This window comes from Aeromicrobium sp., assembly GCF_037719875.1.
Lineage (GTDB): Bacteria > Actinomycetota > Actinomycetes > Propionibacteriales > Nocardioidaceae > Aeromicrobium.
Map to the genome: position 1 here is coordinate 1 of NZ_JBBJMJ010000026.1, position 24,522 is coordinate 24,522.

The window sequence follows — 24,522 nt, forward strand, 5'->3', positions numbered from 1 at the left end:
GTCGTACGCCCCGCCCTGGTCTGAAGACCCCGCTGAGCCTGACATCGTGCCCGACAGGCGCAGCGTGTCGGGCACGAAACGTCAGGCCCAGCCCGGGGTTTGGGTCAGACCAGGCCCTTGTCGGTCAGCCACTGCTTGGCCAGCACGTCCGGGGCTGTCTTGTCAGAGCCCTGGTTCTTGCCGTTGAGGTCGAGCAGGTCCTCGGTCGTGAGCTCGGCCGAGACCTTGTTGAGGATGTCCTCGACCTTGTCGGACGACTTCTTGTCGTTGATCAGCGGGAGCACGTTCTGCGCGGCGATGAGGCTCTCGGGATCCTCGAGAGTCACGAGCTTGTTTTCCACGATCGACGGCGTGGTGGAGAAGATGTCGGCGACGTCGACCTTGCCGTCCAGCAGTGCCTTGAGGGTGGCCGGACCACCTCCGTCACCGATCGGCGTGAACTTGATGTCCGAGATGCCATAGACCTTCTCGAGGCCCGGGATGCCGTAGGCGCGGGTCTTGAACTCTGGGTTGGCGCCCAGCTTGAGCCCGTCGACATTCTTGAGGTCGGCGATCGTCTTGAGGTCGTTCTTGGCGGCGAACTCCGAGGTCACGTTGAGTGAGTCCTTGTCCTCTGCAGCAGATGCCTCGAGCACCTCGAGATCGTCCGGCAGCGCGTCGTCGAGGGCTTCATCGATCTCATCGGCAGACGTCGCCGTGGTCTTGGGATCGAAGTAGGACAGCAGGTTGCCGGAGTATTCGGGGACCAGGTCGATCTCACCGTTCTCGAGCGCCTTGATGTATGCCTCGCGGGCTCCGATGTTGAGCTTCTTCTTGACCTTGACGCCCTCCGCCTCGAGCGCCTGGGCGTAGATCTCGGCGATGATGGCATTCTCCGGGAAGTCCGCAGAACCGATGGCGATCGTGTCGGATGAGGCCTTCTCACCCTCGGTGGGGTCACCGCCGCAAGCGGCGAGCGAGAGCCCGAGGGCCGTGGCGGCGAGTGCCGCGGTGAGCTTGCTGATGGTCATATCTCTTCTTCTCCTGGGTGGGTGTGGGGTCATGCGCGTGAGGGTTGCGAGGCGGGTCGGGCGCCGAGGGCGATGGTCTGCAGCCCCGCAAACATTCCATCGACGACGAGGGCCAGGGCCACGACGAGCACGGAGCCGGCGACCATCTGCGGGTAGTCGCTGACCTTTTGACCGTCGATGATGTAGCGGCCGAGCCCCCCGAGGCTGACGTATGCCGCGACGGTCGCCGTCGCCAGGATCTGGAGGGCAGCCGAGCGGATGCCGCCAACGATCAGGGGTAGCGCAAGCGGGATCTCGACCTTGACGAGGATCTGCAACTCGGTCATTCCCATCGCCCGCGCCGCATCGATCGTCTGCCGGTCGACCGACTCGAGACCGGCGTAGGCACCTGCGAGCAGCGGCGGGATCGAGAGCACCGTCAGAGCAACGATCGGCGCGGTGAGCCCGATGCCGGTGAACAGCACGATGAAGGTCAGCAGTCCGAGGGTCGGGAGCGCTCGCATGGCACCGGTCAATGCGACCGCGATGCCACGCAGACGGCCGGTGTGGCCGATCCACAGCCCGAGCGGGATCGCGATGGCGCCCGCGATGCCGAGCGTGAGCGCGGTGTAGCCGATGTGCTCGACCAGTCGATGGGGGACGCCGTCGTCGCCGCTCCAGTGCGTTGAGTCGCTCAGCCAGTCGACTGTGTCAGTGACGATGCTCATGCTCCACCCGCCGTCGCTCGCGTAGTCGATGCCCACGGCATCAGCAGCCGGCCGGCCAGCACCAGAACGGCGTCGAAGACGAGTGCGACGAGCACCGTGGCGGCGATGCCGATGACGATCTCGGTCCGGAAGTCACGCTGATATCCGTCGGTGAACAACGAGCCGAGGCTGCTGACGCCGATCAGCGCGCCGACGCTGACGAGGCTCACGGTGCTCACCGCCACGACACGCAGACCGGCGAGCAGCACCGGACCGGCGAGCGGGAGCTCGACGGCGAGCGCGCGCCCTCGCGACGAGTAGCCCGACGCGCTGGCCGCATCCAGTACGGCCGGAGACACCGAGCCGAAAGCGTCCGACGCCGACCGCACCATGATCGCCACGGCATAGACCGTGAGCCCGACCAGGACATTGGTCGCGCTGAGGAATCCGGTGCCGAGGATGCCGGGCAGAATCACGAACAGCGGCAGCGACGGGATCGTGTAGAGGATGCTGACCCCGCCGAGCAGCCCGCCACGGACCCGGCGGTGCCGGTTGGCATACCAACCGATGGGCAGAGCGACCACGAAGCCGACCACGATGGGGATCGCACTCAGCCACATGTGTCGGACCGTCAGGTCCCACACGTAGTCGAAGTTGTCGAACAACCAGCTCATCAGGACAGGACTCCAGTAGCCTTGCCCGTCGCGTCGACGACGATGCTGACGCCGTCACGCTCTTCGACGTGCAGCTTGCGGTGCCCCTTGTCGAGACCCACGAAGCTGCGGACGAAATCATTGGCCGGCTCGGCGATGATCTCCTCGGGAGAGCCGACCTGGGCGACCTCGCCACCGTTCTTGAGGATCACGACCTGATCCCCGAGCAGGAATGCCTCGTCGATGTCGTGCGTGACGAACACGATGGTCTTGTCGAGATCGCGCTGCAGACGCAGCAGCTCCTGCTGCAGCTCGTCACGCACGATGGGGTCGACCGCGCCAAACGGCTCGTCCATCAGCAAGATGTTGGGGTCGGCGACCAGTCCACGAGCCACGCCGACCATCTGCTGCTGACCACCCGAGAGCTGGCTGGGATATTTCATCGCCAGCGACGGGTCGAGGCCGACGGTCTTGAGCACGGCGTATGACCGCTCGCGCGCGTCCTTCTTGTCCACACCGTTGAGCCTCAGCACCGTGGCGACGTTGTCGATGACCTTGCGGTGCGGGAGGAGGCCAGCGTGCTGCATGACATAGCCGATGCTGCGGCGGAGGTCGACCTTGTTGCGAGTCGCGATGTCGACACCGTCGATCAGGACCTGCCCCTTGGTGGGCTCGACCATGCGGTTGACCATGCGGAGCAGCGTCGTCTTGCCACATCCGGACGACCCGACGAAGACCGTGGTCGTGCGGGAGGGGAGCTCAAGGCTGAAGTCGCCGACTGCCTCCGTCCCGTCTGCGAAGGTCTTGCCGATGGAGCGATATTCGATCATGCGGTCCTCCGCTTTTCGCGATAGGTAGGCATTGAACAGGGGCAGCGGGCTGGGGACAGTCTCGCCCTAACCCACTCAGGCGGCAATCGGAACGGCGTTTCGTCTCACGACTGATCCATGGCACCGACCACACTTTCAACCGGGCTCGGACCGGCGAAGACCGGCAGTCCGGCCGCACGCCAGGCGTGGATCCCGCCGACGATGTCGCAGGCCCGAAGACCGAGCGACACCAGGGACGACGCCGCGAGCGAGGAGGTATAGCCCTCGGTGCAGACCACGATCCACTCCTGTCCTTGCGCTGCCAGGGGCAGGCTCGCACCCGAGGCCGGGTGCAGACGCCACTCAAGATGATTGCGCTCGACTATGACAGAACCGGGGATCTCGCCGTCGAGCTCCCTTTGCCATGTGGGTCGGATGTCCACGATGAGCGCACCCGCGACGACCCGCGAACGCGCCTCGAGGGGGTCGATCCGCTCCAGCGACCCTCGTGCCGACTCCAGCAGGTCGTCCACCGTGGCATACAAGATCGTCATGACGCGACCCGCAGGGAGGGCGCCGGCGCTTCGGGGTCGTCGGTCCACACCGACGCAAGTCTGGTCAGCTGGTGGCCGTCGACGTCGTAGTAGTTCATCAGCGACAGCGGCGGGGAGTAGGCGTGCACGCTCACCGCGACCTCGTCCCGAAGATTTCGAACATCGTGCACATAGTGCTCACCGAAAAGGACCGCGTCGCCCTCACGTCTCGGGTTCTCCTGCAGCACCTCGGCTCCGGGGGTCCACACGGCTTCGCTCAACTCACCGCTGACAACCGTGAACGCGCCAGACGAACCGCCGTGGTCGTGCAGCTGCGTGCCCTGATCGCTCGTCCAGCTGATCAGCCAGACATCCACCTGGTCATCGCATCGGATCCGCACATGCCACCGGCTCTCTGCGTCTGCGTGGACCTCGTGGTGGCCGGCGCGTACGTCTTCGGCGACCGTGCTCGCGAGGGTGGCGAGCTCGGCCAACGAGAGGAAAGGATCAGTCGTGGGACGGGCAGTCATGACTCCATACAAACGCTGCCGCGGAGTGCTCAGAGCCATGCTCATCTCGTGGACACCGCCACGGAAGCCTCCCGAGATGCGCTAGGCAGGTCCGCGGCTACGCTGACTCAGGACTGCTCCGAGGCCCGCTCGGCGCGCGGTAGGCCAGGGAGGACGCCATGAAGTGGCTCGTTGTCATCGTCATCCTGATCGTCGTCGTTGTCGGCATGCTCTGGCTCCGGACGGTCCGGCACGGGCCAGACACCGCGGCGTCCCAGCGGCCGCACCGGCTCGACGACTCGGTCAATCCGGCTCCCGACACGGCCGAACCACGGCGCGATCAGGAGCCTCCCGGAGAGCGCCCGGGGACCTGACCCGTTTTGTCCGGGGCGGCGGCCGTACGTTACAGTTGCGTGCGCGGTTAGTCGCGTGAAAACAGCAAGGCCCCGTGGCGCAGTTGGTTAGCGCGCCGCCCTGTCACGGCGGAGGTCGCCGGTTCGAGTCCGGTCGGGGTCGCCAGCTGAAAATGCCCACGCATCTGAGTCCAGGTGCGTGGGATTTTTCGCTCCCAGACCGATTTCGGCCGGATGGGGGCCGTGCGATAAAGTGATCGACGCTCGTTCAGACGAGCACGGCCAGGTAGCTCAGTTGGTACGAGCATCCGCCTGAAAAGCGGAGGGTCGCCGGTTCGACCCCGGCCCTGGCCACCACAGACACGAGGAGCCCTGAACGTGCTGCTGGATGTCCTGCTGTCGATGGCAATCGCGGCGGCGGCAGTCTGGGTGGTCCTGATCGGGCTTCTCTGGCACCTCAGCCGGGCACAAGGCGATCCGGTGGTCCTGCGGGAGATGCTGCGTCTCATCCCTGACGTTCTGCTCATGCTCCGGCGGATGTGGAGCGACCCCGGCCTTCCCCGATCCGTTCGTTGGCGAATCGGTCTCCTGCTTGTCTATCTGCTCTCGCCGATTGACCTGGTTCCCGATTTCATCCCTGTCCTCGGGTATGCAGATGACGCGATCGTCGTGATCCTGATTCTCCGGTCGGTCTCAAGGCGAGCCGGTCCGGGTGCAATGGAGCGACATTGGCCCGGATCTGAGAAGGGGCTGGCGGCGCTCAAGAGATTCGCCGGACTGACCGTTTGAACGAAGGGCCGGCTCACCGCCGCTACGAGCCGCGGCAATGCCTAGTCTGACTCGTATGGACCTTGGACTCAGCGATCGCGTCTACCTCCTCACCGGCGCCTCTGGAGGACTTGGGCGGGCCACCGCCCAGGCGCTGGTCGACGACGGCGCACGGGTCGTGATCTCATCCCGCAACCAGGATTCGGTCGATCGTGCCGTCGCCGACCTCGGCCCGACAGCCGTCGGCGTCGCGGTCGACAACGCCGATCCGAGCGCACCTGCTCGGCTGATCTCGGCCGCTCAGAGCGCCTTCGGCCGGATCGACGGAGCCCTCATCAGCGTCGGCGGCCCGCCGGCAGGCCCGATCCTGGAGCGTACGGACGAGGAGTGGCGCTCCTCGTTCGAGACGGTCTTCCTCGGCGCGATCCGACTCGCGCTCGCTGTCGCCGAGGAGCTCGACGAAGGTGGTTCAATCGCGTTCGTGCTCTCCACCTCGGCCAAGGCACCGGTTCCGGGACTGGGCATCTCCAATGGGCTGAGGCCCGGCCTGGCGATGGCGGCCAAGAATCTCGCCGACGAGCTGGGACCCCGCGGCATCCGAGTCAACGGCCTGCTCCCTGGACGCATCGACACCGAGCGGGTCCGCGAGCTCGACTCGCTGAGCGACGATCCGGCTGCCGCCCGCGCGGCCAACGAGACGTCGATCCCACTACGCCGCTACGGGGAGCCGTCCGAGTTCGGTCGCGCGGCGGCATTCGTGCTGTCCCCGGCCGCGGGATTCCTCACCGGCGTGATGCTCCCGGTCGACGGCGGCATGTCACGCAGTCTCTAGCCCCGATCGAGGATCGCGTGGTGCGCGCTCTGCGGGGACGTCTCGCGCGGCTGCTCGGCCTCGGCACGCTTCTCTCCCGGGTGCCAGCCCGGCGGCATGAAGACATAGCCGATCTTGTCGCGCCACCTGTCGGCTCGGTGGACGTCCCTGAAGAGCTCACCAAAGGCTCCGTACTGCAGCCGCAACAGGTTGTAGGTGTCGACCGGAACCGTCAGCCCGTACGTCGGACGGAACAGCTCCTTTTGGAATGTGCCGAACATCCGGTCCCAGATGATCAGCATTCCGGCGTAGTTCTTGTCGAGATATTCCGGGTTGCTGCCGTGGTGCACCCGGTGGTGTGACGGAGTGTTGAAGATCAGCTCGATCGGGCGCCACATCGTGTCGATCCGCTCGGTGTGCACGAAGAACTGGAAGATCAGGTTGATCGAGAAGGCGACGTAGAGGGTCCACGGCTCGAACCCGAGGAACGGGAACGGCAGCCAGAACAGCGCCTCGGCCCAGGGGTTCCACTTTTGCCGCAACGCCGTCGAGAGGTTGAAGTATTCGCTGGAGTGGTGCGCCTGGTGCGCCGCCCAGCCAATACGCACGCGGTGGACGAAGCGGTGCTGCAGGTAGAACGCGAGATCGAGACCCACGATCAGCAGCGCCCACGACCACCAGGTGTCGGTCGGCAGGTGCCACGGCGCGAGGTGCACACTGACCGCGACGAAGACGACCAGCGTGCTGAGCTTGAAGACCGCACTGGAGACGAGCGAGCCGACACCCATCCACACGCTGGTCCGCGCGTCCTTGCGCTCATAGCCGCGCATCTCGGCATCGGTCTCGAGGTAGGCGAACGCCGCGAGCTCGATGAGCAGCGCGAGGATGAAGAACGGCGCCGCAACCAGGGTGGGGTTCCTCAGCGGATCGAAAAACTCTTGCACGGCAGTGACCTCCCGCTCTCGGCAATATGACCTTTGAGTAAGTTACCATGGACTCATATGTGTTCGCTAGACTGATTCCGTGGTCAGACCCAACGCCGGCACGAAGGGCGTCCCCCGCCTGGACCGGGAGACGCAGATCCTCGACATTGCCTCGGAGCATTTCGGCACGCACGGCTTCGCCGCAACGTCGGTGGCGGCCATCGCCGACAGGGCCGGGATCTCCAAGCCGCTGATCTACAACTACTTCGTGTCCAAGGAAGGGCTCTTCGAGGCCTGCCTCGACCGCGGCGGCGCGCTCCTGGCCGAGGAGATCGAGCGCATCGCCCGCGGTGACGCCGTCGGCATCGAGCGCGGCATGGCGACGCTGGCCGGGATGTTCGACCTCCTGGAGCCTCAGCCCTACCTCTGGCGGCTGTTCTTCGACCCGACCGCACCCTCGACGGGGCCGATCGCCGACTCGATCGCCCTGTATGCCGATCGGATCGGCAAGCTCGCAGATGAAGGCGTCACCGAGCTCATGGGGCTCGCGGGCAACAACGACCCGTTGGACATCTCAGCCATGACCGCGGTCTGGCTCGGCATCGTGGACTCACTCATGAACTGGTGGATGGAGCATCCCGAGGAGAGCGCCGAGCAGATGATGCAGCGCTGCATGCGGCTGCTCACGGCGCTGTTCGGGGGCGCGTCCGAATGAGGCTGTCCGGCCAGACGATCATCATCACCGGGGCGTCCAGCGGCATCGGCGCCGAGGCCGCGCGCAAGATGGCGCGACTCGGTGCGACGGTGTGCCTGCTGGCCAGGCGCGAGGACGAGCTCGAGAGCGTACGCACCGAGATAGAGGAAGCCGGCGGGGTTGCTCACGCCTATGCGGTGGACCTGGCCGATGCGCAAGCCGCCGATGCCGTCGCCGCCCGGCTGCTCGCGGATCACCCGCGGATCGATGCGCTCGTCAACAACGCAGGGCGGTCGATCCGCCGGCCCATCAAGGACTCCGTCGACCGGGTGCACGACTACGAGCGCACGATGGCGATCAACTACTTCGGCGCCCTGCGACTGACTCTGGCCATGGTCCCCCGCTTCCTCCAGCAAGGTCATGGACATGTCGTGATCTCGTCGAGCATGTCGACCCAGGTCCCGATCCCGCTCTTCTCGGCCTACCTCGCGAGCAAGGCGGCGCTCGAGTCGTTCACCCGATCATTGACCGCCGAGCTCGGCCACCAGGGCATGACGTCCACCGTCGTCTACTTCCCGATGGTGCGGACCGAGATGTCGGGGGCGACACAGATCTATCAGGCCATGCCGATGCTGAGCGCTGACAAGGCGGCCAACTGGCTCGTCAAGGCTGTCGTCGACAAGCCGACCCGCGTCTCCAGCCTGCCCGGAGCGATGGGTGAGCTGGGCATGGCGGCCCTGCCCGGTGTCGTCACACGCGTCTCCCAGCCGCTGTTCCGCCGCATGGACAAGTCGTTGGCCAGACGGAGCAAGGACTGACTCCCTGCCACCGAGCGACTGGGTGTGCAGTTCGCAGACCCAGTTGAGACGATGGACCATGAGCAACCGAGAAGGCCCACGATGACCGCCGACGCGCCCCGCAAGTCCCGTCCCGTGCGCCGGATCGTTCTCGAGGTCGTCGGTTGGCTGCTCCTTCTCGCCGGCGCCGCCGCGATCTTCCTTCCGGGCCCCGGTCTGCTGCTGGTGGTGGCGGGCCTTGCGGTGCTCTCCAAGCAGTACGAGTGGGCCGAGCGCAGACTCGAGCCGGTCAAGGTCATGGCGTTCAAGTCGGCCGCCGACGGTGTGCAGACCTGGCCCCGGATCATCGCCAGCTGTGCCGGCGCGCTCGCCCTCGCGGCGATCGGTGTCTACTGGGGCATACGACCACCGGCGCCGGACTGGTGGCCGCTGCGTGACAGCTGGTGGTTGATCGGCGGCTGGGGCACCGGGGCGACGTTGATTCTCTCGTCGGTCATCGCCCTCGGGTTCATCGTCTACAGCTTCCGCAGGTTTCGCGGGATCCCCGATCCCGAGGCCGCCGCCGAGCGGGCCGCCCGCGAGGACGACTGAGCTACCTACCTCGCCGGCTCGACCTGACGCATGCGGATCAGCAGGTATGCCGCCAGGCCGGCGGCGACTCCCGGCACGATGCCGAGGACCAGAGCGATCCAGCCATGCCGCACGCCCTTGGCCAACGCCTCGAACGTGACCCACAGCGCGAGGACTGCCCAGGTCACGAGCACATCTGTCGAATAGCCGGCGGCGAACGGGTTGTCGAAGCCGGCCAGGGCCCCACCCCACACGTCCCAACCGTTGTCGACGAGAGCAGGGACAACGATCGCGCCGAAAAGTACGGTGAAGATCGCGGCGAGGGCGACGAGCCCTGCGCGGAACATACGGTCGGTCATGCGCGACACCCTAGGGGCTTGCTGGCGGTAGAGTCTGTGACGAGTCGCACCACCCCGCGTCTCCACGATGGAAGTGCCCACCACCGCACCTCCGCCATCCACAACAGAGAGCACTACCGTGACCAACTCCAGCACCAGCGCGCCGTCCGCCTTCGGCAGCCGACACGAACAGGTCGTCTTCTGCCACGACGAGGCCTCCGGCCTCAAGGCCATCATCGCGATCTACTCCACCGCCCTCGGCCCGGCCCTCGGCGGGACCCGCTTCTATCCGTATGCCTCCGAGCAGGACGCTCTGACCGACGTCCTGAACCTCTCGCAGGGCATGGCATACAAGAACGCGCTCGCCGGGCTCGACCTCGGCGGCGGCAAAGCCGTCATCATCGGCGATCCTGCGAAGATCAAGACCGAGGCGCTGCTGCGGGCATACGGGCGGTTCGTGCAGACCCTCGGCGGCCGCTACTACACAGCCTGCGACGTCGGCACGTTCAGCCCCGACATGGACATCATCGCCCGCGAGTCCAACTTCGTGACCGGGCGAACCGTTGAGCACGGTGGCGCCGGCGACTCGTCCGTCCTCACCGCGTTCGGCGTCTACCAAGGCATGCGCGCCTCGGCGCAGCACGTCTGGGGCGACACGTCCCTGGCCGGCAAGCGCGTCGGCGTGGCCGGTGTCGGGAAGGTCGGCAAGCACCTCGTCGGCCATCTCATCGAGGAGGGTGCACGTGTCGTCGTCACCGACCCCAACGCCGGGGCGGTCGCCGCGCTCCAGCAGGCATACCCCTCGATCACATCGGTCATCGACGCCGCGGCGCTGGTGCGTGAGCCGCTCGACATCTATGCACCATGTGCCCTCGGCGGGGCGCTCGATGACGAGGTCGTCGAGGTCCTGAGCGCGTCGATCGTGTGCGGTGCGGCCAACAACCAGCTCGCCCACGAAGGCATCGAGAAGCGTCTCGACGAGCGCGGCATCACGTACGCCCCGGACTACTGCGTCAACTCCGGCGGCGTCATCCAGGTCGCCGACGAGCTCGAGGGATTCGTGTTCGAGCGCGCCAAGATGCGGGCGACGACGATCTTCGACACCACGCTCGGCGTCCTGGAGCGGGCGAAGTCGGACGGTGTGCCGCCATCGATCGCGGCCGATCGCATGGCAGAGCAGCGCATGCGCGAGGTTGGACGCCTGCGTCAGGTGTGGTTGCCCTAGCTGAGCGAGGAAGTCCAGTGGCCCGGTCGCCTAGGAGGCGGCCGGGTCTTCTCGTTCGAGATCGCGATACTGAGCGGGAATCGGTTCGCCCGACTCACCATGGAGCTCACGCTGCAAGGTGTTGAAGTCCGTATCAGGTGTGCGGTACTTCAAGTCGCGCGCAACTTTGGTCTGTTTGGCTTTCGCACGGCCGCGCCCCATGGGTCGACCCCCTCGCAGAAAAGTAGTCAGTATGTCGTGTAACCCAGAGTACCCAAAGGTGACAACAAAACTGGCATCGCCCCCCAACCGTCGACGGTTTACCACGGTCCCTAGGCAACCGTCGTCCGCCCGGGGGAAATTTGCCGCGGGCGGACGAGCCTTGCCTAGGGACCGTGGTAAACCGTCACGGGTGGGGGTGGGCACCGGTGAGAGTAACCGATCCACCCTCGCCGTGGACCCCGGCGCCGGCAACATCTCCGGCGATCCAGGCGTCGACGCCACGCTCGGCGAGCAGCCGTATGGCCGCATCAGCCGCATCCGGCGCCACGATGGCCACCATGCCGACGCCCATGTTGAGCGCCTGCTCAAGGTCGGCCCGCGCAACCCCGCCCAATGATCCGACGAGCCCGAACACGGGGGCCGGGGTCCAGGTCGAGCGGTCGACACGTACGGACACCGCATCGGGGACGACCCGTGCGAGGTTGGCGCCGAGCCCACCACCGGTGATGTGAGACATCGCGTGCACCTCTACCTCGTCGGCCAAGGCCAAGCACGGCAAGGTGTAAAGGCGGGTCGGTGTCAACAGCTCCTCGCCGAGCGACCGGCCGAACTCCGGCACCTCGCGGTCGAGCTGCCAGCCCGCACCCCCCTGATCAGACGGAGTGAAGAACACGTGGCGGACCAGGGAGTAGCCGTTGGAGTGCAGTCCGCTCGAGGCCATCGCAATGACGACGTCTCCGGGGCGCACGAGCTCGGCACCGAGCAGCTTGTCGGCCTCGACGACGCCCGTGGTCGACCCGGCGATGTCGTACTCATCGGGCGCCAGCAGACCGGGGTGCTCCGCGGTCTCGCCGCCGAGCAGCGCGGTGCCACTCTCGGCGCACGCCTGCGCAACCCCCTTGACGATGTCAGCGATGCGCTCGGGCACGACCTTGCCGCAGGCGATGTAGTCGGTCATGAACAGCGGCTCAGCGCCGCACACCACGAGATCGTCGACCAGCATGCCCACGAGGTCGAAGCCGATCGTGTCGTGCCTGTCCATGCGCTGCGCGATCTGCACCTTGGTGCCCACGCCGTCGGCGGAGGTCGCGAGCAGGGGACGGTCGTATGCCTTGAGGGCCGACGCGTCGAACAACCCGGCGAAGCCGCCGATGCCGCCGACGACCTCGGGGCGGCGGGCCTTGTCGACCCATTCCTTCATGAGCTCGACGGCGCGGTCGCCCTCTTCGATCGAGACCCCTGCACTGGCATACGACACCATCAGATGACCTCCAGCGGCAAAGTGTCCTGGACCTCGAGCAGGTGCTTGCCGATCAGGTCGTCCTCGGGCAGCGCCACCGGATAGATTCCGTCGAAGCAGGCGCGGCAGAGGTTGTCCTTGGGCACGTTGGTCGCCTCGACGAGCTGGTCGAGCGTGACGTACGCCAGCGAGTCGGCACCGATCGAGCGGCGGATCTCATCGACCGAGATGCCATTGGCGATCAGCTCGGCCCGCGAAGCGAAGTCGATGCCGTAGAAGCATGGCCACTTGACCGGTGGCGAAGAGATGCGGACGTGCACCTCGGCGGCGCCGAACTCCCGGAGCATACGGACCAGGGCGCGCTGCGTGTTGCCTCGCACGATCGAGTCGTCGACGACCACGAGCCGCTTGCCCGCGATGACATCACGCAGCGGGTTGAGCTTGAGCCGGATGCCGAGCTGGCGCAGGGTCTGCGAGGGCTGGATGAATGTCCGCCCGACGTAGGAGTTCTTGACCAGTCCGTGGCCGAACGGGATGCCACTCTCCTCGGCGTAGCCGATCGCGGCGGGCGTGCCCGACTCCGGTACCGGGATCACCAGATCGGCATCGACGGGGAACTCGCGAGCGAGCCGGCGACCGATCTCAGCACGCACCGAGAACACCCGCTGGTCCGAGATCGTTGTGTCGGGCCGGGCGAGGTAGACGTACTCGAAGATGCAGCCCTTGGGCTCAGCCTTGGCGAACCGTTCGGTGCGCAGACCCTTTTCGTCGATCGCGATGAACTCACCGGGCTGGATCTCGCGGATGAAGGAGGCGCCGACGATGTCGAGTGCTGCGGTCTCGCTCGCCACGACCCAGCCGCGCTCGAGGCGGCCGAGCACCAGCGGACGGATGCCCTGGGCGTCTCGAGCGGCATACAGCGTGCCCTCGTCCATGAACACCAGCGAGAACGCACCCCGCAGCTTGGGCAGCACGTCCAGAGCCGCCTCCTCGACCGATCGATCGGGGTAGGACGCGAGCAGGGTTGCCATGACCGACGTGTCGGAGGTCGCGGTCTCGCCCTTGCTGGACGTCATGCCTGACTCCAGGTCGCGCTCGCGGAGGATCTCCAGCAGCTCGGCGGTGTTGGTCAGGTTGCCGTTGTGACCGAGGGCCACGGAACCCGACGTGGTTGGTCGGAACGTCGGCTGGGCGTTGTGCCAGACGCTGGAGCCGGTCGTCGAGTAGCGGTTGTGACCGATCGCGATCTCGCCCTTGAGCGACTCCAGCGTGGCCTCGTCGAAAACCTGGGAGACCAGGCCCATGTCCTTGTAGACCAGGATCTGGCGGCCGTTGCCGACCGCGATGCCGGCCGACTCCTGGCCGCGGTGCTGCAGCGCGTAGAGACCGAAGTAGGTCAGCTTGGCGACCTCTTCGCCGGGGGCCCAGACACCAAAGACACCACACGCGTCCTGGGGTCCGGCGTCCTGGGGATCGAGGTCGTGGGTCAGGCGTCCATCTCCGCGGGGCACGCTCCAAGTGTAGAGGCCCCGCCCTGCCGGGCCCAATGCCGCATTACGCACCGGGACATCTCGCGCGGGACTAGCGTGGGCTCGTGACCAAGGCGTTGCTCTATGGGCTCGCGACCGCGCTGCCACTCGTCGTCGGCGCTGGGATCGGGCTGCGCTGGCGGATCCCCCGACCTGTCCTGGCCGCCCTCATGGCTTTCGGCGCCGGGACGATGATCGCCGCGGCGACCACCGAGCTGTTCGAGCCGGCGTTTCGCACCGTCGCGCCCTGGCATGCCGGTGTTGCCCTCATGGCAGGTGCGGGTGTCTACGTCGTGGCGAGCCATCTCCTCGACCTCAAGCTCGGCAAGGCATCAATCGGCTGGGGCCTCATGGTGGGCACTCTGCTCGACGGCATCCCGGAGAACACCGCTCTCGGTGTGTCGCTCTCCGAAGCAGGCGGAGTCGTGCTGCTCGTCGCCATCGCGATCGGCAACACCCCTGAAGCGATCGGCGGCGCGGCGACGGTGCGGGATACGCCCGGCGGCAGTCCTCGCCGGGTCATGCTGCTGTGGTCGGCCACCGCGGTGATCCTCGTGCTGGTGACGGTCGGCGCGGATGCGCTCGGCGACTCGATCGGATCGTCGAGCGTCGCGACCGTGCAGGCGTTCGCGGGTGGCGCCACGATTGCCGTGCTCGCCGACACGCTCATGCCGGAGGCATACAAGGAGGGCGGCTGGTGGGTCGGCCTCACGACCGCCTTGGGCTTCTTCGTCGCCTTCGTCCTCGGCGGGTGAGCCATATCGGGTTGCGTCCGGCGGCGGCCACCGGTCAGATGGAGCCTATGAGCTCAGACATCATCACCGTCGAACGTACGATCAACGCCTCTCCCGACCAGATCTTCGCGGTCATCTCGGATGCCGGTCGGCACGCCGAGATCGACGGCTCTGGCACCGTGAGAGGGACCCGCCAGAAGTCCCGCCCCCTGACCCTCGGATCCACGTTCGGCATGGCGATGCACATGGGTGTCGGCTATCGGACCTCCAACAAGGTCGTCGAGTTCGAGCAGGATCGTCGCATCGCGTGGCAGACCAGCGGACTGAAGGGACTCGTCGGCGGGCGAATCTGGCGCTACGAGCTCGAGCCCGCCGGCGACCGAACCCTCGTGCGGGAGTCGTGGGACGTCTCGAAGGACAAGCAGAAGTTCTTCCTCAAGCGAAGCCCCATGGCACCGGCAGCGAAGACCGGCATGCGCAAGACCCTCGAGCGCATCGCTGAGACGCTCGAGGGCTGACGCAGATCCGGCGGGCGCCATCAGTGCCAGTCGGAGACCTGGAGGTCGTACGGCTCGGGCGCCCCGGTACCGGTCTCCACCAGCTGCTTGAGGCTCACCAGGAACGTCGCCCACTTGGTGCTGCAGTGGTGCATGAACTCGACCGGCTCGGCCCAGCCCTCATGGGCGAACAGCACGATCGCCCAGTCGTCCACCTGCTTGAGGTCCCAGCGGACCGTCGTACCGATCCACTCAGGCGGCCCGTCGACGACCTCCCACAGCACACGCTTGCCGGGCACCAGCTCGAGCACCAACATGTCGAAGCCGCCCGGCGCGAACCGGAACTCGATGACTCCACCGACCCCGGTCTCGCCCGTGGTGTCGGTCGCCCACCAGCCCGCCAGGCCTTCAATCGTGGTGAGCGCCGCATAGACGTCATCCGTTGACTTCGACTCCATGCCGACCCTGTGCACAATGTTGAGCATCGTGATTCCTCCTGTTGTGGTGAGTGTTGGTGGTGCAGCTCAGTCCTGTGCGCGCTGGATCGCCTCGGCGATGCGCTTGATCCGCAGCAGTCGGGCGTCCCAGGTCGCGCCGACATCTGCGAGCTGTGCGGCCGCTCGGGCGAGCTGCGCCTCGTCCACCCGGTAGCGCCGCTCGCGTCCGGCCGGGGTGACGTGGACCAGGCCCACGCGGTCCAGGACCACCAGATGTTTCGAGACTGCCTGGCGGGTCACGGGCAACCGGTCACTGAGGGTCGTGGCCGTGCCGGCACCGTCAGCGAGCAGGAGGTCGAGCATCCGGCGTCGGGTCGGGTCGCCGATGGCTGACCACAACCCGTCATCGATGGCGACCGTCATGGCGTCGACACCAGTCGAGTGACGTACGCGCCGAGGCTGGGCATGAAGATGTCCCAGCCATTCACGTGATCGGTGTAGGCCGCCTCGAGAACCGCTGCTTCCCAGCCCTTCTCGCGCCATCCGCTCTCGGTCAGACGTACCGTGGTCCCCGCCCCCGAGGGGATGAGCTCGAAGGTCACCAGGAGCGAATTCGTCGGCGTCGCCACGTCCGCACCCTCATAGACCCACCGAAACGAGAACACGCGAGGCGGTTTCGCGTCGACGACCGTGAGCTGTTCGATGTGCGGCTCCGCCGTTCCCCTTCCCCAAGCGAGCTCAGCAGTCGCGCCCGGTGTTGGCGACAGGTCGGTCTCTGCACCGTTCCACCACTCCCGGATGTGCTCGGGACTGCTGATGACTTCGTACGCGATCTCGGGAGACGCGTCGACGTGGATCTCGCGCTCGATGATTCCGATCTCCATGGATCTCTCTCTTTCTGCAACGTTTGGTTGCGCACAACACTAGGTGCGGTTCGTTCACAACGCAACCATTGGTTGCCTATCCTTTTAGGCTGGTCTCGGTCTACTCCTCCCGCGCCAGTGGTCCCGTACGCTGACGTGACCCCAGTCACATCAGCCGAGGAGCGCCCATGCCGATCTCCATTCCTCCCGCCACGTTCCTGCCTGACTTCCTCTCGCATCGTGCGACCGAGCGACCAGACAAGCCGTGCTGGATCTTCGGCGAGAGGACCTGGTCGTGGGGCGAGGCGTGGGAGTCCGTACGCCAGGTTGCCGGGGCGCTCGCAGCCGAGGGCGTACAGCGCGGCGATCGAGTCGCGATCCTCGACAAGAACAATCCGGCGGTCCTGCAGGTCCTCCTCGGCGGATGCCAGCTCGGGGCCGCCACCACGGTCGTCAACTGGCGACTGGCCGGCGACGAGCTCGACTACGTCCTGAACGACTGCGGAGCCGAGGTCGTCTTCGTCGGGCACCAGCTCCTCCCGCAGTTCACCCTGGTCCGCGACCGCCTCGACCACGTCAAGCGGGTCATCGTCGTGGGCGGCGATGATGACGAGTTCGACGCGTGGCTGGCCACCGCAACGCCGGCCGACCGGCACTCCGAGGTGGAGCCGGACGACATCTGCGTCGTGATGTACAGCTCGGGGACGACCGGACGCCCCAAGGGAGTCCAGCTCAGCCAGCACGCCTTGGTCGAGCACAGCGTCAACGGGCTCGGCGACGCGACCTATGACGACGGCGACATGTTGCTCGTCGCGATGCCGATGTTCCACGTGGGCGGCACGTCCTACGCCCTGCTGGGTCCGGTCGTCGGCGCACCCGGCTACATCATCAGCGAGGTCGACGGCGCTCTGCTCGCCGGCGGGATCATGGCCGGCTGCACTCACGTCTTCCTCGTGCCAGCGGTCGTCGCCGCGCTCATCGCCGCCGGCCCACAGGTCATGGGCCTGTTCGGCAAGCTCAAGTCCTTCGGCTACGGCGCCGCACCCATGCCGCTCCCGGTGCTGCGGGCTGCGATGGAGGCCTGGCCCGACACCGAGTTCCAACAGGTCTACGGCATGACCGAGATGGGCGGGGTCATCACGGCCCTCAACGACGAAGCCCATCGCGACACCGACCATCCCGAACGACTCGTCTCCGCCGGAAAGCCGGTCGATCATGCCGAGATGCGCATCGTCGACCCCGTGACTCTCCAGGACGTGCCGCAGGGTCAGTCGGGCGAGGTCTGGTTCCGCACCCCACAGGCCACGATCGGCTACCTCGGCAGGCCCGACGCCACCGCGGAGCTGCTGACCCCCGACGGCTGGCTGCGCACCGGTGACCTCGGCCGGGTCGACGAGGGCGGCTTCCTGTTCATCGAGGACCGGATCAAGGACATGATCATCACCGGCGGTGAGAACGTCTACTCCCCCGAGGTCGAGCGGATCCTGGCCGAGCACCCTGCCGTCGCGGAGATCGCGATCATCGGGGTGCCGGACGACAAGTGGGGCGAAGCGGTCAAGGCGGTCGTGGCCTTCAAGCCCGACCAGTCAGCCTCACCGGAGGAGCTCATCGCGTACGCCCGAGAGCGGCTCGCCAGCTACAAGTCGCCCTCGTCGATCGATGTCGTCGAGGCACTGCCCCGCAACCCGTCCGGCAAGATCCTCAAGCGGGACCTGCGCAAGCCCTACTGGGGCGAGGGCGCCCGCCAAGTGTGATGCCCCAGCCAGGCAAAACGTGGTCCCGACCATCCAGGGGAGGGGCCGGGACCACGATGGTTGAATCGTATCGTTTGCGGGTGCCTGAGTCACACACGCCTCACGCGCACCGTGATGGACCTCTCACCAAATCGGCGTTTGTCCCGTACCCTCATGAGATGCGCCTGGTGCCTTCCCCCACCTCGCGGCCCACGATCGCCGGCATACTGACCGGCCTGGCCGCGACATTTCTGCTGTCCTCACCCGCTGCGGCCGCAGGCCCTTCGGCGCCCGGCAGCTTCACCGGATATGGCTTCGATGCATGCGTCGCTCCGAGCCAGAGCGTCATGGACGCGTGGAACACCCGCTCGCCGTACAGCGCGATCGGCATCTACGTCTCGGGCAGCTCACGCTACTGCGGCGATGCCTACCAGCCCCACCTCAGCAAGGAGTGGGTCGCCAAGAACGCATCGCACGGCTGGCGTTTCCTGCCGATCCACGTGGGTCGGCAGGCACCGTGCTTCGTCAACAACCCGAACAGCAGGGTCCAGAAGAAGCGGATGTCGACGGACGTCCCCACGGCCCGGTCACAGGCTCGCGCCGACGCGGCCGAGACCGTCGCCGCCCTCAAGAAATACGGATTCGGCGCCGGTAGCTATTCCTATCTCGACATCGAGTGGTACGCCCGCACGTCCGCCTGCGACAACGTCGTCCTGGAGTTCGCGGACGCGTGGACCGAGTATCTGCATGGCCAGGGATACAAGTCCGGTGTCTATTCCAGCGGCTCGGCGGCGATCGCGGCGATCGACGCCGCTCGCAAGTCTGGGCGCACGGGCTTCACGCTGCCCGACCAGATGTGGATCGCGTGGGGCAACAACGTCGCCAACACCGATGGTGGGCCTTACCTCGCCGACGAGGGTTGGGCCAATCACCAGCGGATCCACCAATATGTCCTCGACGTCAGCGTGACCTATGGCGGCCGCACGCTGAACATCGACAAGAACTTTCTCGATGTCGGCCAGGGATCGGTGCCGGCGAAGCAGTACCTGCCATGTGACGTCAAGATGTCGTTCGCGTCCTATCCGTCGATCCGAGTCGGCAGCACCGGGCCCGAAGTGGCGGCGCTCGAGTGCCTGCTGCGCGAGCAGGGCTTCTTGACCTCGATCAACACCACGTTCGGCAGCGTGACCGCCCGGGCAATTGACGCATTCCGCAAGACCTTGGGATGGGGCCCGATCGGTCGGACGACGCCGGCCACCTGGACGGCGCTGCTGTCGCACGGCAGCAACCCGCGGGTGCTCAAGCAGGGCTCGGTCGGCCAGTCGGTGTGGCGCCTGCAGCGGTCGCTGATCGCCGCCGGGCTCCGCCCCAGTCTCACGGGGCTCTACGACACCAACACCGTCGCGGCCGTCAAGGCCTACCGCGAGGCGCGCGGACTGACCACCTACACGACCACCGAGTCGTCGGTGTGGTCGCTCCTCCAGCGCGGCAAGACCGCAGGCTAGCCTCCCGACATGGCCCTGGTGTCGGCCCACCGCGGCGGCGCTGGTGACGACCGGCCGGCCCAGAACACCCTGGCTGCATTCGAGGCCGCCATTGCGCTGGGGTGCGACTACGTCGAGTTCGACGTACGCCTGACGTCCGACGGCTACCCCGTGATCTGTCATGACGATGAGATTGCTGACGATGACCGCGTCCGCTCGATCGCCCGACACCGCCGTGACGAGATCGCCGATGCCCAGCTCGTCGATCTCGATTCGGTGCTCGCCCTGGTCAGCGGCCGGATCAAGGCCCACGTCGACCTCAAGGTCCGCGGGGACGAGATCGCGCTGGTCGACCACATCGTGACGGCGCTGGGGTCCTCCAACGTCATCTTCACCACCGCGGAGGACTCTTCGGTCCGGCAGCTGCGGCGCTGGGCACACCAGCACGCGCCAGACCTGCTGGTGGGGCTCTCATCGAGTCCGCGCGCGGGCTCGAGCCACTGGTTCGTCCGCCGGCTGGTTCAGGTCGAGTCCGCCTTTCCCCGCCTTCGCGTGCGGCTCAGCGGAGCCAACCTCGTGGTCTCGCACAAGCTCGTCGCCCGGCTGTCGCTCAGGGCCTATGCCCGCCGGCGGGGCCTCCCCCTGCTGGTCTGGACCGTCGATCGACCCGACGAGCTCGAGCACTGGATGAACCACCCGGATGTCTGGCTCGTGACCACGAACTACCCGGCGCGGGCATTCGCCGCGCGGACCTGAGTCCGCGCACGTCTGGATCAGGCCTCATCGAGCGGCAGCAAGAACGACAGGTCTGAGCGCTCACCCGATGCTCGTACGACTGCGTCGGTCCAACGCAGCCGCCCGCGGCCGAGCGCGATCCAGGTCGGTGCGTCCATCTCGACCACGGCCGGCGGAGTTCCACGGGTGTGGCGGGCGCCAGCGATGCACTGCACCGCCGCGAACGGTGGGATCCGCACCTCGACGCTCGCGCCGGGCGCCTTGTCGACGATCAGCGCGACCAGATGCATCGTGGCGGCCTTGAGATCGGCGCGAGATGGCTCGCCCAGATCGATCCGCCCACAGATCTCGGCGAACTCCTCGTGCGACAGCGGTGTCGGCCTGCGTGCCATGCCGACAGGCTACTGCGATCGCCGCGTCATAGCCGCGGGCCCTGTGACTCTCATACGTGGGCCCTTCACAAGAAATCGTCAGGACACATGACCCTTCGATCACGATCCGCCACGCTGCTCACGACCGCGATCGTAGCGTCGACCCTTGTCTTCGCCGCGCCTGCCGAGGCCGCAGCGACCTACGACGGGACGACCCAAGAACGTGCGGCCGCATCGTGCTGGGAGATCAAGCAGAACGATCCGGATGCCCCCAGCGGGCGCTATTGGATCGTCACGCCCCGGCTCCAGGTGCCCACGCAGTTCTACTGCGACCAGACCACCAACGGTGGCGGATGGGTTCTTGTGGGCCGCGGCCGGCACGGCTGGGTCGAGGGTGGCGATGGTCAGGGCACCACGGCCGACGTGAGCGCAGCGACGTCCGGCGCGGCCATGATGAAGGCGAAGCAGCTCTCCGGCACGGTCATCGACGGGCTGCTCAACAGCGGACGGGTCGACGCGCTGCCCGACGGGATTCGCCTGCGCCGCGCGACCGACACGTCCGGCAGCCGGTGGCAGGAAGCCCGAGTCAAGATCTCCCAGCGCGACCGCTGGACCTGGGCCCTGGCGGCGGGGCTGCCGGTCTCTTCCTACTCGGTCGACGGCACGTCTGTGACAACGGCCCAAAAGACCGACGACCTGCGGATCTCGACGGACACCCAGCGCGCCTGGACCAGATCGAGCGCGACCAACGGATACATCCGCGGCTTCAACTACGGCAAGAGCGGGCCGAACGGCACGACCGCGGCAGACAGCTTCCTCTACTCGACGGTTGCCGGCGGCGACTACGCGACACCGTTCACCCAGATGTATCTGCGACCCAAGCTGCTGACGACCCAGATGTCCTATCCCACGATCCCACTTTCTGGCACTCCCTCGCAGGCAGGCCTGGCCATCCCGGAGTCCGGCGCCCTGCCGAGCCCGTGGGGTGTGACCGGTCTGGGGGCTGGAGGTTCCAGCTACTACTCCACCGAAGTCTCGGCCTTCGCTCAGATCGGGTCCCGGGTCTACGTCGGGGGCAACTTCACGACCGTGCGCAACAGCGCCGGCACGATCTCCCACACGCAGTCCTATCTCGCATCATTCGATGCCAGGACCGGCGAGTGGATCTCGAGCTTTCGACCCACCTTCGACCATCAGGTCAAGGCCCTGGCCGTGCTCCCCAACGGCAAGCTCGCGGTTGGCGGCCAGTTCGGAAAGGTCAACGGCAAGGTCGCCACTGCGCTCGTGGTGCTCGACCCCACCAGCGGCGCGACCGATCCGTCCTTCACTGCGACGCTCACCCAGACGACCACGGGAGCGAACCGCTGGGTCCGATCCCTCGATGTGTCGGGCAACCACCTCTATGTCGGCGGCGGATTCACGCGCTATTCAGGCGGCACCGACCGCACGACCCGCGCCTTCCGCAACATCGTGCGGGTCAGCACGACAACTGGCACTCCCGACACCACGTGGCGGCCAAACCTCGGGACCGGGATCCTGCAGTCCGACGGCAAACGCTCCTTGAGCTCAAGCGTCCTGTCCCTTGACGTCTCCGATGACGGCGCGATGGTCTATGCGGCTGGGCAGTTCACTCAGGGCTATGTCGGCGACGATGGCAAGACCGCCGTGTCCAAGCCCGGGCTCGCCGCGATCAAGACCAGTGCTCCCGCGACATTCCAGTCGTGGCCGATCGTCTACAGCTCCACGGTGGCACGGACTCGCTACCAGCAGGCGGTCAAGCAGGTCGGCTCCCGGGTGTGGACCGGTGGCAGCCAGCACAACCTGTTCGCCTACCTCGCGTCATCGCTCAAGCTCAGCATCTCCAACATCACCGTCCGCGGGGGTGATTTCCAGGCGATCGCCGCCCGGAGCGGGATCGTCTACGCGTCGTGCCACTGCTTCGACTGGAACTACTCCGGCACGACGCGCTACGACGCTCCCAAGGCAGCCGGCTACACGCAGGTCGACCGCATCGGCGGCGTGGGCGCGTGGAACGCCTCGACCGGCGACTACATACCCTCCTTCTCCCCCACGTTCGACACCCGCACCGGTGAGGGGCCGTGGGCCCTCATGACCGCCGCCGACGGCACCCTGTGGTCAGGGGGCGACTACACCTCCGTCGTCGGGCGCGACGGCAAGAACCAGTGGACCGGAGGCTTCGCGCGTTTTGCGGTGCGTCCACACACACCCCCCGCTGCACCCAGCGCGCTCAAGGCCACGCTCAGCGGATCGACAGCCCACCTGTCGTGGACCATGTCCTCGACGTCCGGCGCCACGCATGAGGTGCTCCGCAACAACCGCGTCGTCGCGACGACCCCTGCTGACGCCTCGTCGGTGTCGGTCCCCGGCTCTGCGGCCGGAGACCGGTGGTACGTCCGCGCCACCGACGGCAACGGCAACCGCTCATCCTCGACGCCCGCTGTGAGCAGCACAGTCGCTCCCGCGGAGTCGGTCTCGCTGTCTCCGGCCGGCGCGCAGTGGGCCTATTGGTTCGACAGGGACCAACCGGTCGACACTCGATGGAAGGGCCCGACCTGGGAGCCCGGCAACGCGTGGCTCTACGGCGCAGCACCACTTGGCTGGGGGCCCAATGCCGAGACCTCGATCGACACACCCACGACGGCAGAGCGCGCACTGACCGCCTACTTCCGTCGACGCTTCACCGCTGACCCGGCCGACTTCTCCACCATCACGATCACCACCCGGTCCGACGACGGTGCCGTGGTCTATCTCAACGGCACCGAGATCGGGCGCAAGAACCTGCCGGCCGGGACGATCACGCCCACGACCTATGCCGGCGACGAGACCGCAGACCGGGCCTGGACGATCACTGTGCCTGCCAGCATGCTGAGGGCAGGCGACCGGGCGAACACCCTCGCGGTTGAGGTCCACCTCAACTCACGGGGTGCCGCCGGGGTCAGTCACGAAGCGGTCATCAGCGGCACGCCCTAGGTGTTCTGTCCTGCCAGGTTGGGAACGAGGTCGGCTGGTGATGCGCCTTTGAGTGAGGTGTGTCCTCGGTGGTGATTGTAGGTGTGGAGCCAGGTGGCGAATTCAGCGACGCGTTCTGATTCGGACCGGTAGGGGCGCGCGTATGCCCATTCCTCGATCATGGTGCGGTTGAGGCGCTCGACTTTGCCGTTGGTCTGGGGCCGGTAGGGCCTGGTGCGGACGTGTTTGGCTTCGCCGAGGGTCTGGGTCCAGAGCTTGGACTTGTAACAAGAGCCGTTATCGGTCATCACGGCTCTGACCTCGATCCCGGCGTCGGCGAACCAGGCGCGGGCTCGTTCCCAGAACCCGGCGGCGGTCTCCTTGCGTTCGTTGGTGAGGATCTCGCAGTAGGCCAGCCGGGTCCGGTCATCGACAGCGTTGTGGATGAACGCGTAGCCGCGGCCACGGGTTCCGCTGTTGGCCCGGCCTGCTCGTCGACCCACAAATCGGTGGCCGCCACCGGGAGGGATCAGGCCGAGCTTCTTGATGTCGACGTGAACCAGGTCGCCGGCCTCGGCCATCTCATAGCTGCGACGCTCGCGCCGTGAGGTGCGGAGCCTGACCCCGGTGGCCGGGTCCGTCCAGCGCAGCGGCGGACACCCGTAGCGGGTCAGCACCCGGTGGACCGTAGAGACGTTCAACCCGAGCCGGTAAGCGATCCTCGCCGGTCCCCACCGGCGCGAGACCCGCAGCCCCACGATCCGGCGCTCGGTCCGCCGCGGCAGCTGGTGTGGGCACGACTTCGGACGTGAGGACCGGTCGACCATTCCGGCCTTGCCAAGTGCCCGATAGCGACTGGCCCACCGCCGCGCCGTGGTGACCGAGACATTAAAACGCTCGGCAGCACGTTCCAGCGGCCAATCGTCATCGACGACGACCTTGGCCAGACGAAGCCGACCAGTCTCTGACAAGGGGGCATTAGCGTGGGGCATGAAGACCTCCGGTGAAGGTGAGGACGCGTGGTTGCTCCACACCTCACCCGGAGGTCT

General features: G+C 66.9%; 29 protein-coding genes and 2 tRNA genes. 15 read left to right on the top strand and 16 right to left on the bottom strand.

The annotated features are described in order from the left end of the window. Positions 1-104 precede the first annotated feature (104 nt). From WKF39_RS15950 to WKF39_RS15975, 6 genes are all read right to left on the bottom strand, one after another. Positions 105-1,010 carry an ABC transporter substrate-binding protein gene (locus WKF39_RS15950; RefSeq protein WP_340390213.1) on the bottom strand — a complete coding sequence of 302 codons (906 nt, stop codon included), beginning with the start codon at positions 1,008-1,010 and terminating at the stop codon, positions 105-107. A gap of 29 nt (positions 1,011-1,039) precedes the next feature. Continuing rightward, entirely contained in the window at positions 1,040-1,717 is a 678-nt protein-coding gene (locus WKF39_RS15955) for an ABC transporter permease (RefSeq protein WP_340390215.1), read from the bottom strand. Further along, a complete protein-coding gene (locus WKF39_RS15960) occupies positions 1,714-2,370 on the bottom strand; it encodes an ABC transporter permease (RefSeq protein ID WP_340390217.1) in 657 nt (218 codons plus the stop codon). The genes WKF39_RS15955 and WKF39_RS15960 overlap by 4 nt, the downstream gene beginning before the upstream one ends. Beyond that, positions 2,370-3,179, bottom strand: coding sequence for an ATP-binding cassette domain-containing protein (locus WKF39_RS15965; RefSeq protein WP_340390220.1), 810 nt, complete (start codon positions 3,177-3,179; stop codon positions 2,370-2,372). The genes WKF39_RS15960 and WKF39_RS15965 overlap by 1 nt, the downstream gene beginning before the upstream one ends. Before the next feature lie 104 nt (positions 3,180-3,283). Beyond that, a complete protein-coding gene (locus WKF39_RS15970) occupies positions 3,284-3,712 on the bottom strand; it encodes a rhodanese-like domain-containing protein (RefSeq protein WP_340390222.1) in 429 nt (142 codons plus the stop codon). Beyond that, positions 3,709-4,221 carry a cysteine dioxygenase family protein gene (locus WKF39_RS15975; protein ID WP_340390224.1) on the bottom strand — a complete coding sequence of 171 codons (513 nt, stop codon included), beginning with the start codon at positions 4,219-4,221 and terminating at the stop codon, positions 3,709-3,711. Before WKF39_RS15975 ends, WKF39_RS15970 begins: the two co-directional genes overlap by 4 nt. 158 nt (positions 4,222-4,379) lie before the next feature. Here WKF39_RS15975 and WKF39_RS15980 point away from each other — a divergent pair, with 158 nt between their 5' ends. From WKF39_RS15980 to WKF39_RS16000, 5 genes are all read left to right on the top strand, one after another. Further along, positions 4,380-4,574, top strand: a complete 195-nt coding sequence (locus WKF39_RS15980) for a hypothetical protein (RefSeq protein WP_340390226.1) — start codon at positions 4,380-4,382, stop codon at positions 4,572-4,574. 68 nt (positions 4,575-4,642) lie between these two features. Further along, positions 4,643-4,719 (top strand) — tRNA-Asp (locus WKF39_RS15985). A gap of 114 nt (positions 4,720-4,833) precedes the next feature. Continuing rightward, positions 4,834-4,910, top strand: a tRNA-Phe gene (locus WKF39_RS15990). A 21-nt stretch (positions 4,911-4,931) separates the two neighbouring features. After that, positions 4,932-5,342, top strand: coding sequence for a YkvA family protein (locus WKF39_RS15995; RefSeq protein WP_340390228.1), 411 nt, complete (start codon positions 4,932-4,934; stop codon positions 5,340-5,342). 55 nt (positions 5,343-5,397) lie between these two features. Then, positions 5,398-6,153, top strand: coding sequence for an SDR family oxidoreductase (locus WKF39_RS16000; RefSeq protein WP_340390230.1), 756 nt, complete (start codon positions 5,398-5,400; stop codon positions 6,151-6,153). Here WKF39_RS16000 and WKF39_RS16005 read toward each other — a convergent pair. Continuing rightward, on the bottom strand, positions 6,150-7,076 hold the full coding sequence (locus tag WKF39_RS16005) for a sterol desaturase family protein (RefSeq protein WP_340390235.1): 927 nt from the start codon (positions 7,074-7,076) through the stop codon (positions 6,150-6,152). The genes WKF39_RS16000 and WKF39_RS16005 overlap by 4 nt on opposite strands. Before the next feature lie 79 nt (positions 7,077-7,155). Here WKF39_RS16005 and WKF39_RS16010 point away from each other — a divergent pair, with 79 nt between their 5' ends. The 3 genes from WKF39_RS16010 (at position 7,156) to WKF39_RS16020 (ending at position 9,137) form a co-directional block, all read left to right on the top strand. After that, complete coding sequence (locus WKF39_RS16010) at positions 7,156-7,770, top strand: TetR/AcrR family transcriptional regulator (RefSeq protein ID WP_340390237.1); 615 nt, start codon at positions 7,156-7,158, stop codon at positions 7,768-7,770. Next, the gene (locus WKF39_RS16015; RefSeq protein WP_340390239.1) at positions 7,767-8,567 is read left to right on the top strand and encodes an SDR family NAD(P)-dependent oxidoreductase; all 801 of its coding nucleotides are present in this window, start codon (positions 7,767-7,769) and stop codon (positions 8,565-8,567) included. The genes WKF39_RS16010 and WKF39_RS16015 overlap by 4 nt, the downstream gene beginning before the upstream one ends. Positions 8,568-8,648: 81 nt before the next feature. After that, positions 8,649-9,137 carry a PGPGW domain-containing protein gene (locus tag WKF39_RS16020; protein WP_340390241.1) on the top strand — a complete coding sequence of 163 codons (489 nt, stop codon included), beginning with the start codon at positions 8,649-8,651 and terminating at the stop codon, positions 9,135-9,137. A 5-nt stretch (positions 9,138-9,142) separates the two neighbouring features. Here the strand turns inward: WKF39_RS16020 and WKF39_RS16025 are convergent, their stop codons facing one another. Further along, positions 9,143-9,475: a DUF2834 domain-containing protein gene (locus tag WKF39_RS16025; protein ID WP_340390243.1), complete on the bottom strand. Its 333-nt coding sequence runs from the start codon at positions 9,473-9,475 to the stop codon at positions 9,143-9,145. Between the two features lie 118 nt (positions 9,476-9,593). Here WKF39_RS16025 and WKF39_RS16030 point away from each other — a divergent pair, with 118 nt between their 5' ends. Beyond that, complete coding sequence (locus WKF39_RS16030) at positions 9,594-10,679, top strand: Glu/Leu/Phe/Val dehydrogenase dimerization domain-containing protein (RefSeq protein WP_340390245.1); 1,086 nt, start codon at positions 9,594-9,596, stop codon at positions 10,677-10,679. Positions 10,680-10,709: 30 nt separating this feature from the next. On the opposite strand, the gene WKF39_RS16035 is transcribed toward WKF39_RS16030, so the two are convergent. The 3 genes from WKF39_RS16035 to purF form a co-directional block, all read right to left on the bottom strand. Continuing rightward, positions 10,710-10,880, bottom strand: a complete 171-nt coding sequence (locus tag WKF39_RS16035) for a DUF3073 domain-containing protein (RefSeq protein ID WP_332665431.1) — start codon at positions 10,878-10,880, stop codon at positions 10,710-10,712. Positions 10,881-11,064: 184 nt separating this feature from the next. Then, positions 11,065-12,141, bottom strand: coding sequence for a phosphoribosylformylglycinamidine cyclo-ligase (purM, locus tag WKF39_RS16040; RefSeq protein WP_340390249.1), 1,077 nt, complete (start codon positions 12,139-12,141; stop codon positions 11,065-11,067). Beyond that, on the bottom strand, positions 12,141-13,631 hold the full coding sequence (purF, locus tag WKF39_RS16045) for an amidophosphoribosyltransferase (protein ID WP_340390251.1): 1,491 nt from the start codon (positions 13,629-13,631) through the stop codon (positions 12,141-12,143). Before purF ends, purM begins: the two co-directional genes overlap by 1 nt. Before the next feature lie 83 nt (positions 13,632-13,714). Between purF and WKF39_RS16050 the strand changes: the two genes are divergently transcribed. Beyond that, positions 13,715-14,404, top strand: a complete 690-nt coding sequence (locus WKF39_RS16050; RefSeq protein ID WP_340390253.1) for a hypothetical protein — start codon at positions 13,715-13,717, stop codon at positions 14,402-14,404. Between the two features lie 47 nt (positions 14,405-14,451). Then, positions 14,452-14,901, top strand: a complete 450-nt coding sequence (locus WKF39_RS16055; protein WP_340390255.1) for an SRPBCC family protein — start codon at positions 14,452-14,454, stop codon at positions 14,899-14,901. Between the two features lie 20 nt (positions 14,902-14,921). Here the strand turns inward: WKF39_RS16055 and WKF39_RS16060 are convergent, their stop codons facing one another. The 3 genes from WKF39_RS16060 to WKF39_RS16070 are packed head-to-tail and all read right to left on the bottom strand — an operon-like array spanning position 14,922 to position 16,201. Continuing rightward, positions 14,922-15,365, bottom strand: coding sequence for an SRPBCC domain-containing protein (locus WKF39_RS16060; protein ID WP_340390257.1), 444 nt, complete (start codon positions 15,363-15,365; stop codon positions 14,922-14,924). A gap of 39 nt (positions 15,366-15,404) precedes the next feature. Next, positions 15,405-15,740 (bottom strand): metalloregulator ArsR/SmtB family transcription factor, encoded by a 336-nt coding sequence (locus WKF39_RS16065; protein ID WP_340390259.1) that lies wholly within the window; start codon positions 15,738-15,740, stop codon positions 15,405-15,407. Next, a complete protein-coding gene (locus tag WKF39_RS16070) occupies positions 15,737-16,201 on the bottom strand; it encodes an SRPBCC domain-containing protein (protein ID WP_340390261.1) in 465 nt (154 codons plus the stop codon). Before WKF39_RS16070 ends, WKF39_RS16065 begins: the two co-directional genes overlap by 4 nt. Positions 16,202-16,368: 167 nt before the next feature. On the opposite strand from WKF39_RS16070, the gene WKF39_RS16075 reads away from it, so the two are divergent. From WKF39_RS16075 to WKF39_RS16085, 3 genes are all read left to right on the top strand, one after another. Then, positions 16,369-17,934 (top strand): long-chain-fatty-acid--CoA ligase, encoded by a 1,566-nt coding sequence (locus WKF39_RS16075; RefSeq protein WP_340390263.1) that lies wholly within the window; start codon positions 16,369-16,371, stop codon positions 17,932-17,934. Positions 17,935-18,092: 158 nt separating this feature from the next. Further along, entirely contained in the window at positions 18,093-19,418 is a 1,326-nt protein-coding gene (locus WKF39_RS16080) for a glycoside hydrolase domain-containing protein (protein ID WP_340390265.1), read from the top strand. A 9-nt stretch (positions 19,419-19,427) separates the two neighbouring features. Further along, positions 19,428-20,153 carry a glycerophosphodiester phosphodiesterase gene (locus WKF39_RS16085; protein WP_340390268.1) on the top strand — a complete coding sequence of 242 codons (726 nt, stop codon included), beginning with the start codon at positions 19,428-19,430 and terminating at the stop codon, positions 20,151-20,153. A gap of 17 nt (positions 20,154-20,170) precedes the next feature. Here the strand turns inward: WKF39_RS16085 and WKF39_RS16090 are convergent, their stop codons facing one another. Beyond that, entirely contained in the window at positions 20,171-20,524 is a 354-nt protein-coding gene (locus WKF39_RS16090; RefSeq protein WP_340390270.1) for a sterol carrier family protein, read from the bottom strand. Positions 20,525-20,611: 87 nt separating this feature from the next. On the opposite strand from WKF39_RS16090, the gene WKF39_RS16095 reads away from it, so the two are divergent. After that, the gene (locus tag WKF39_RS16095; RefSeq protein WP_340390272.1) at positions 20,612-23,494 is read left to right on the top strand and encodes a fibrinogen-like YCDxxxxGGGW domain-containing protein; all 2,883 of its coding nucleotides are present in this window, start codon (positions 20,612-20,614) and stop codon (positions 23,492-23,494) included. Here the strand turns inward: WKF39_RS16095 and WKF39_RS16100 are convergent. Further along, the gene (locus WKF39_RS16100) at positions 23,491-24,465 is read right to left on the bottom strand and encodes an IS481 family transposase (RefSeq protein WP_340386347.1); all 975 of its coding nucleotides are present in this window, start codon (positions 24,463-24,465) and stop codon (positions 23,491-23,493) included. The genes WKF39_RS16095 and WKF39_RS16100 overlap by 4 nt on opposite strands. Positions 24,466-24,522: the final 57 nt, after the last annotated feature.

Coding starts and splice junctions, on each gene's coding strand:
- WKF39_RS15950 (WP_340390213.1), bottom strand. CDS start 1,010: ATGACCATCAGCAAGCTCACCGCGGCACTCGCCGCCACGGCCCTCGGG.
- WKF39_RS15955 (WP_340390215.1), bottom strand. CDS start 1,717: ATGAGCATCGTCACTGACACAGTCGACTGGCTGAGCGACTCAACGCAC.
- WKF39_RS15960 (WP_340390217.1), bottom strand. CDS start 2,370: ATGAGCTGGTTGTTCGACAACTTCGACTACGTGTGGGACCTGACGGTC.
- WKF39_RS15965 (WP_340390220.1), bottom strand. CDS start 3,179: ATGATCGAATATCGCTCCATCGGCAAGACCTTCGCAGACGGGACGGAG.
- WKF39_RS15970 (WP_340390222.1), bottom strand. CDS start 3,712: ATGACGATCTTGTATGCCACGGTGGACGACCTGCTGGAGTCGGCACGA.
- WKF39_RS15975 (WP_340390224.1), bottom strand. CDS start 4,221: ATGACTGCCCGTCCCACGACTGATCCTTTCCTCTCGTTGGCCGAGCTC.
- WKF39_RS15980 (WP_340390226.1), top strand. CDS start 4,380: ATGAAGTGGCTCGTTGTCATCGTCATCCTGATCGTCGTCGTTGTCGGC.
- WKF39_RS16000 (WP_340390230.1), top strand. CDS start 5,398: ATGGACCTTGGACTCAGCGATCGCGTCTACCTCCTCACCGGCGCCTCT.
- WKF39_RS16015 (WP_340390239.1), top strand. CDS start 7,767: ATGAGGCTGTCCGGCCAGACGATCATCATCACCGGGGCGTCCAGCGGC.
- WKF39_RS16020 (WP_340390241.1), top strand. CDS start 8,649: ATGACCGCCGACGCGCCCCGCAAGTCCCGTCCCGTGCGCCGGATCGTT.
- WKF39_RS16025 (WP_340390243.1), bottom strand. CDS start 9,475: ATGACCGACCGTATGTTCCGCGCAGGGCTCGTCGCCCTCGCCGCGATC.
- WKF39_RS16035 (WP_332665431.1), bottom strand. CDS start 10,880: ATGGGGCGCGGCCGTGCGAAAGCCAAACAGACCAAAGTTGCGCGCGAC.
- purM (WP_340390249.1), bottom strand. CDS start 12,141: ATGGTGTCGTATGCCAGTGCAGGGGTCTCGATCGAAGAGGGCGACCGC.
- WKF39_RS16055 (WP_340390255.1), top strand. CDS start 14,452: ATGAGCTCAGACATCATCACCGTCGAACGTACGATCAACGCCTCTCCC.
- WKF39_RS16060 (WP_340390257.1), bottom strand. CDS start 15,365: ATGCTCAACATTGTGCACAGGGTCGGCATGGAGTCGAAGTCAACGGAT.
- WKF39_RS16065 (WP_340390259.1), bottom strand. CDS start 15,740: ATGACGGTCGCCATCGATGACGGGTTGTGGTCAGCCATCGGCGACCCG.
- WKF39_RS16070 (WP_340390261.1), bottom strand. CDS start 16,201: ATGGAGATCGGAATCATCGAGCGCGAGATCCACGTCGACGCGTCTCCC.
- WKF39_RS16075 (WP_340390263.1), top strand. CDS start 16,369: ATGCCGATCTCCATTCCTCCCGCCACGTTCCTGCCTGACTTCCTCTCG.
- WKF39_RS16080 (WP_340390265.1), top strand. CDS start 18,093: ATGCGCCTGGTGCCTTCCCCCACCTCGCGGCCCACGATCGCCGGCATA.
- WKF39_RS16085 (WP_340390268.1), top strand. CDS start 19,428: ATGGCCCTGGTGTCGGCCCACCGCGGCGGCGCTGGTGACGACCGGCCG.
- WKF39_RS16090 (WP_340390270.1), bottom strand. CDS start 20,524: ATGGCACGCAGGCCGACACCGCTGTCGCACGAGGAGTTCGCCGAGATC.
- WKF39_RS16095 (WP_340390272.1), top strand. CDS start 20,612: ATGACCCTTCGATCACGATCCGCCACGCTGCTCACGACCGCGATCGTA.
- WKF39_RS16100 (WP_340386347.1), bottom strand. CDS start 24,465: ATGCCCCACGCTAATGCCCCCTTGTCAGAGACTGGTCGGCTTCGTCTG.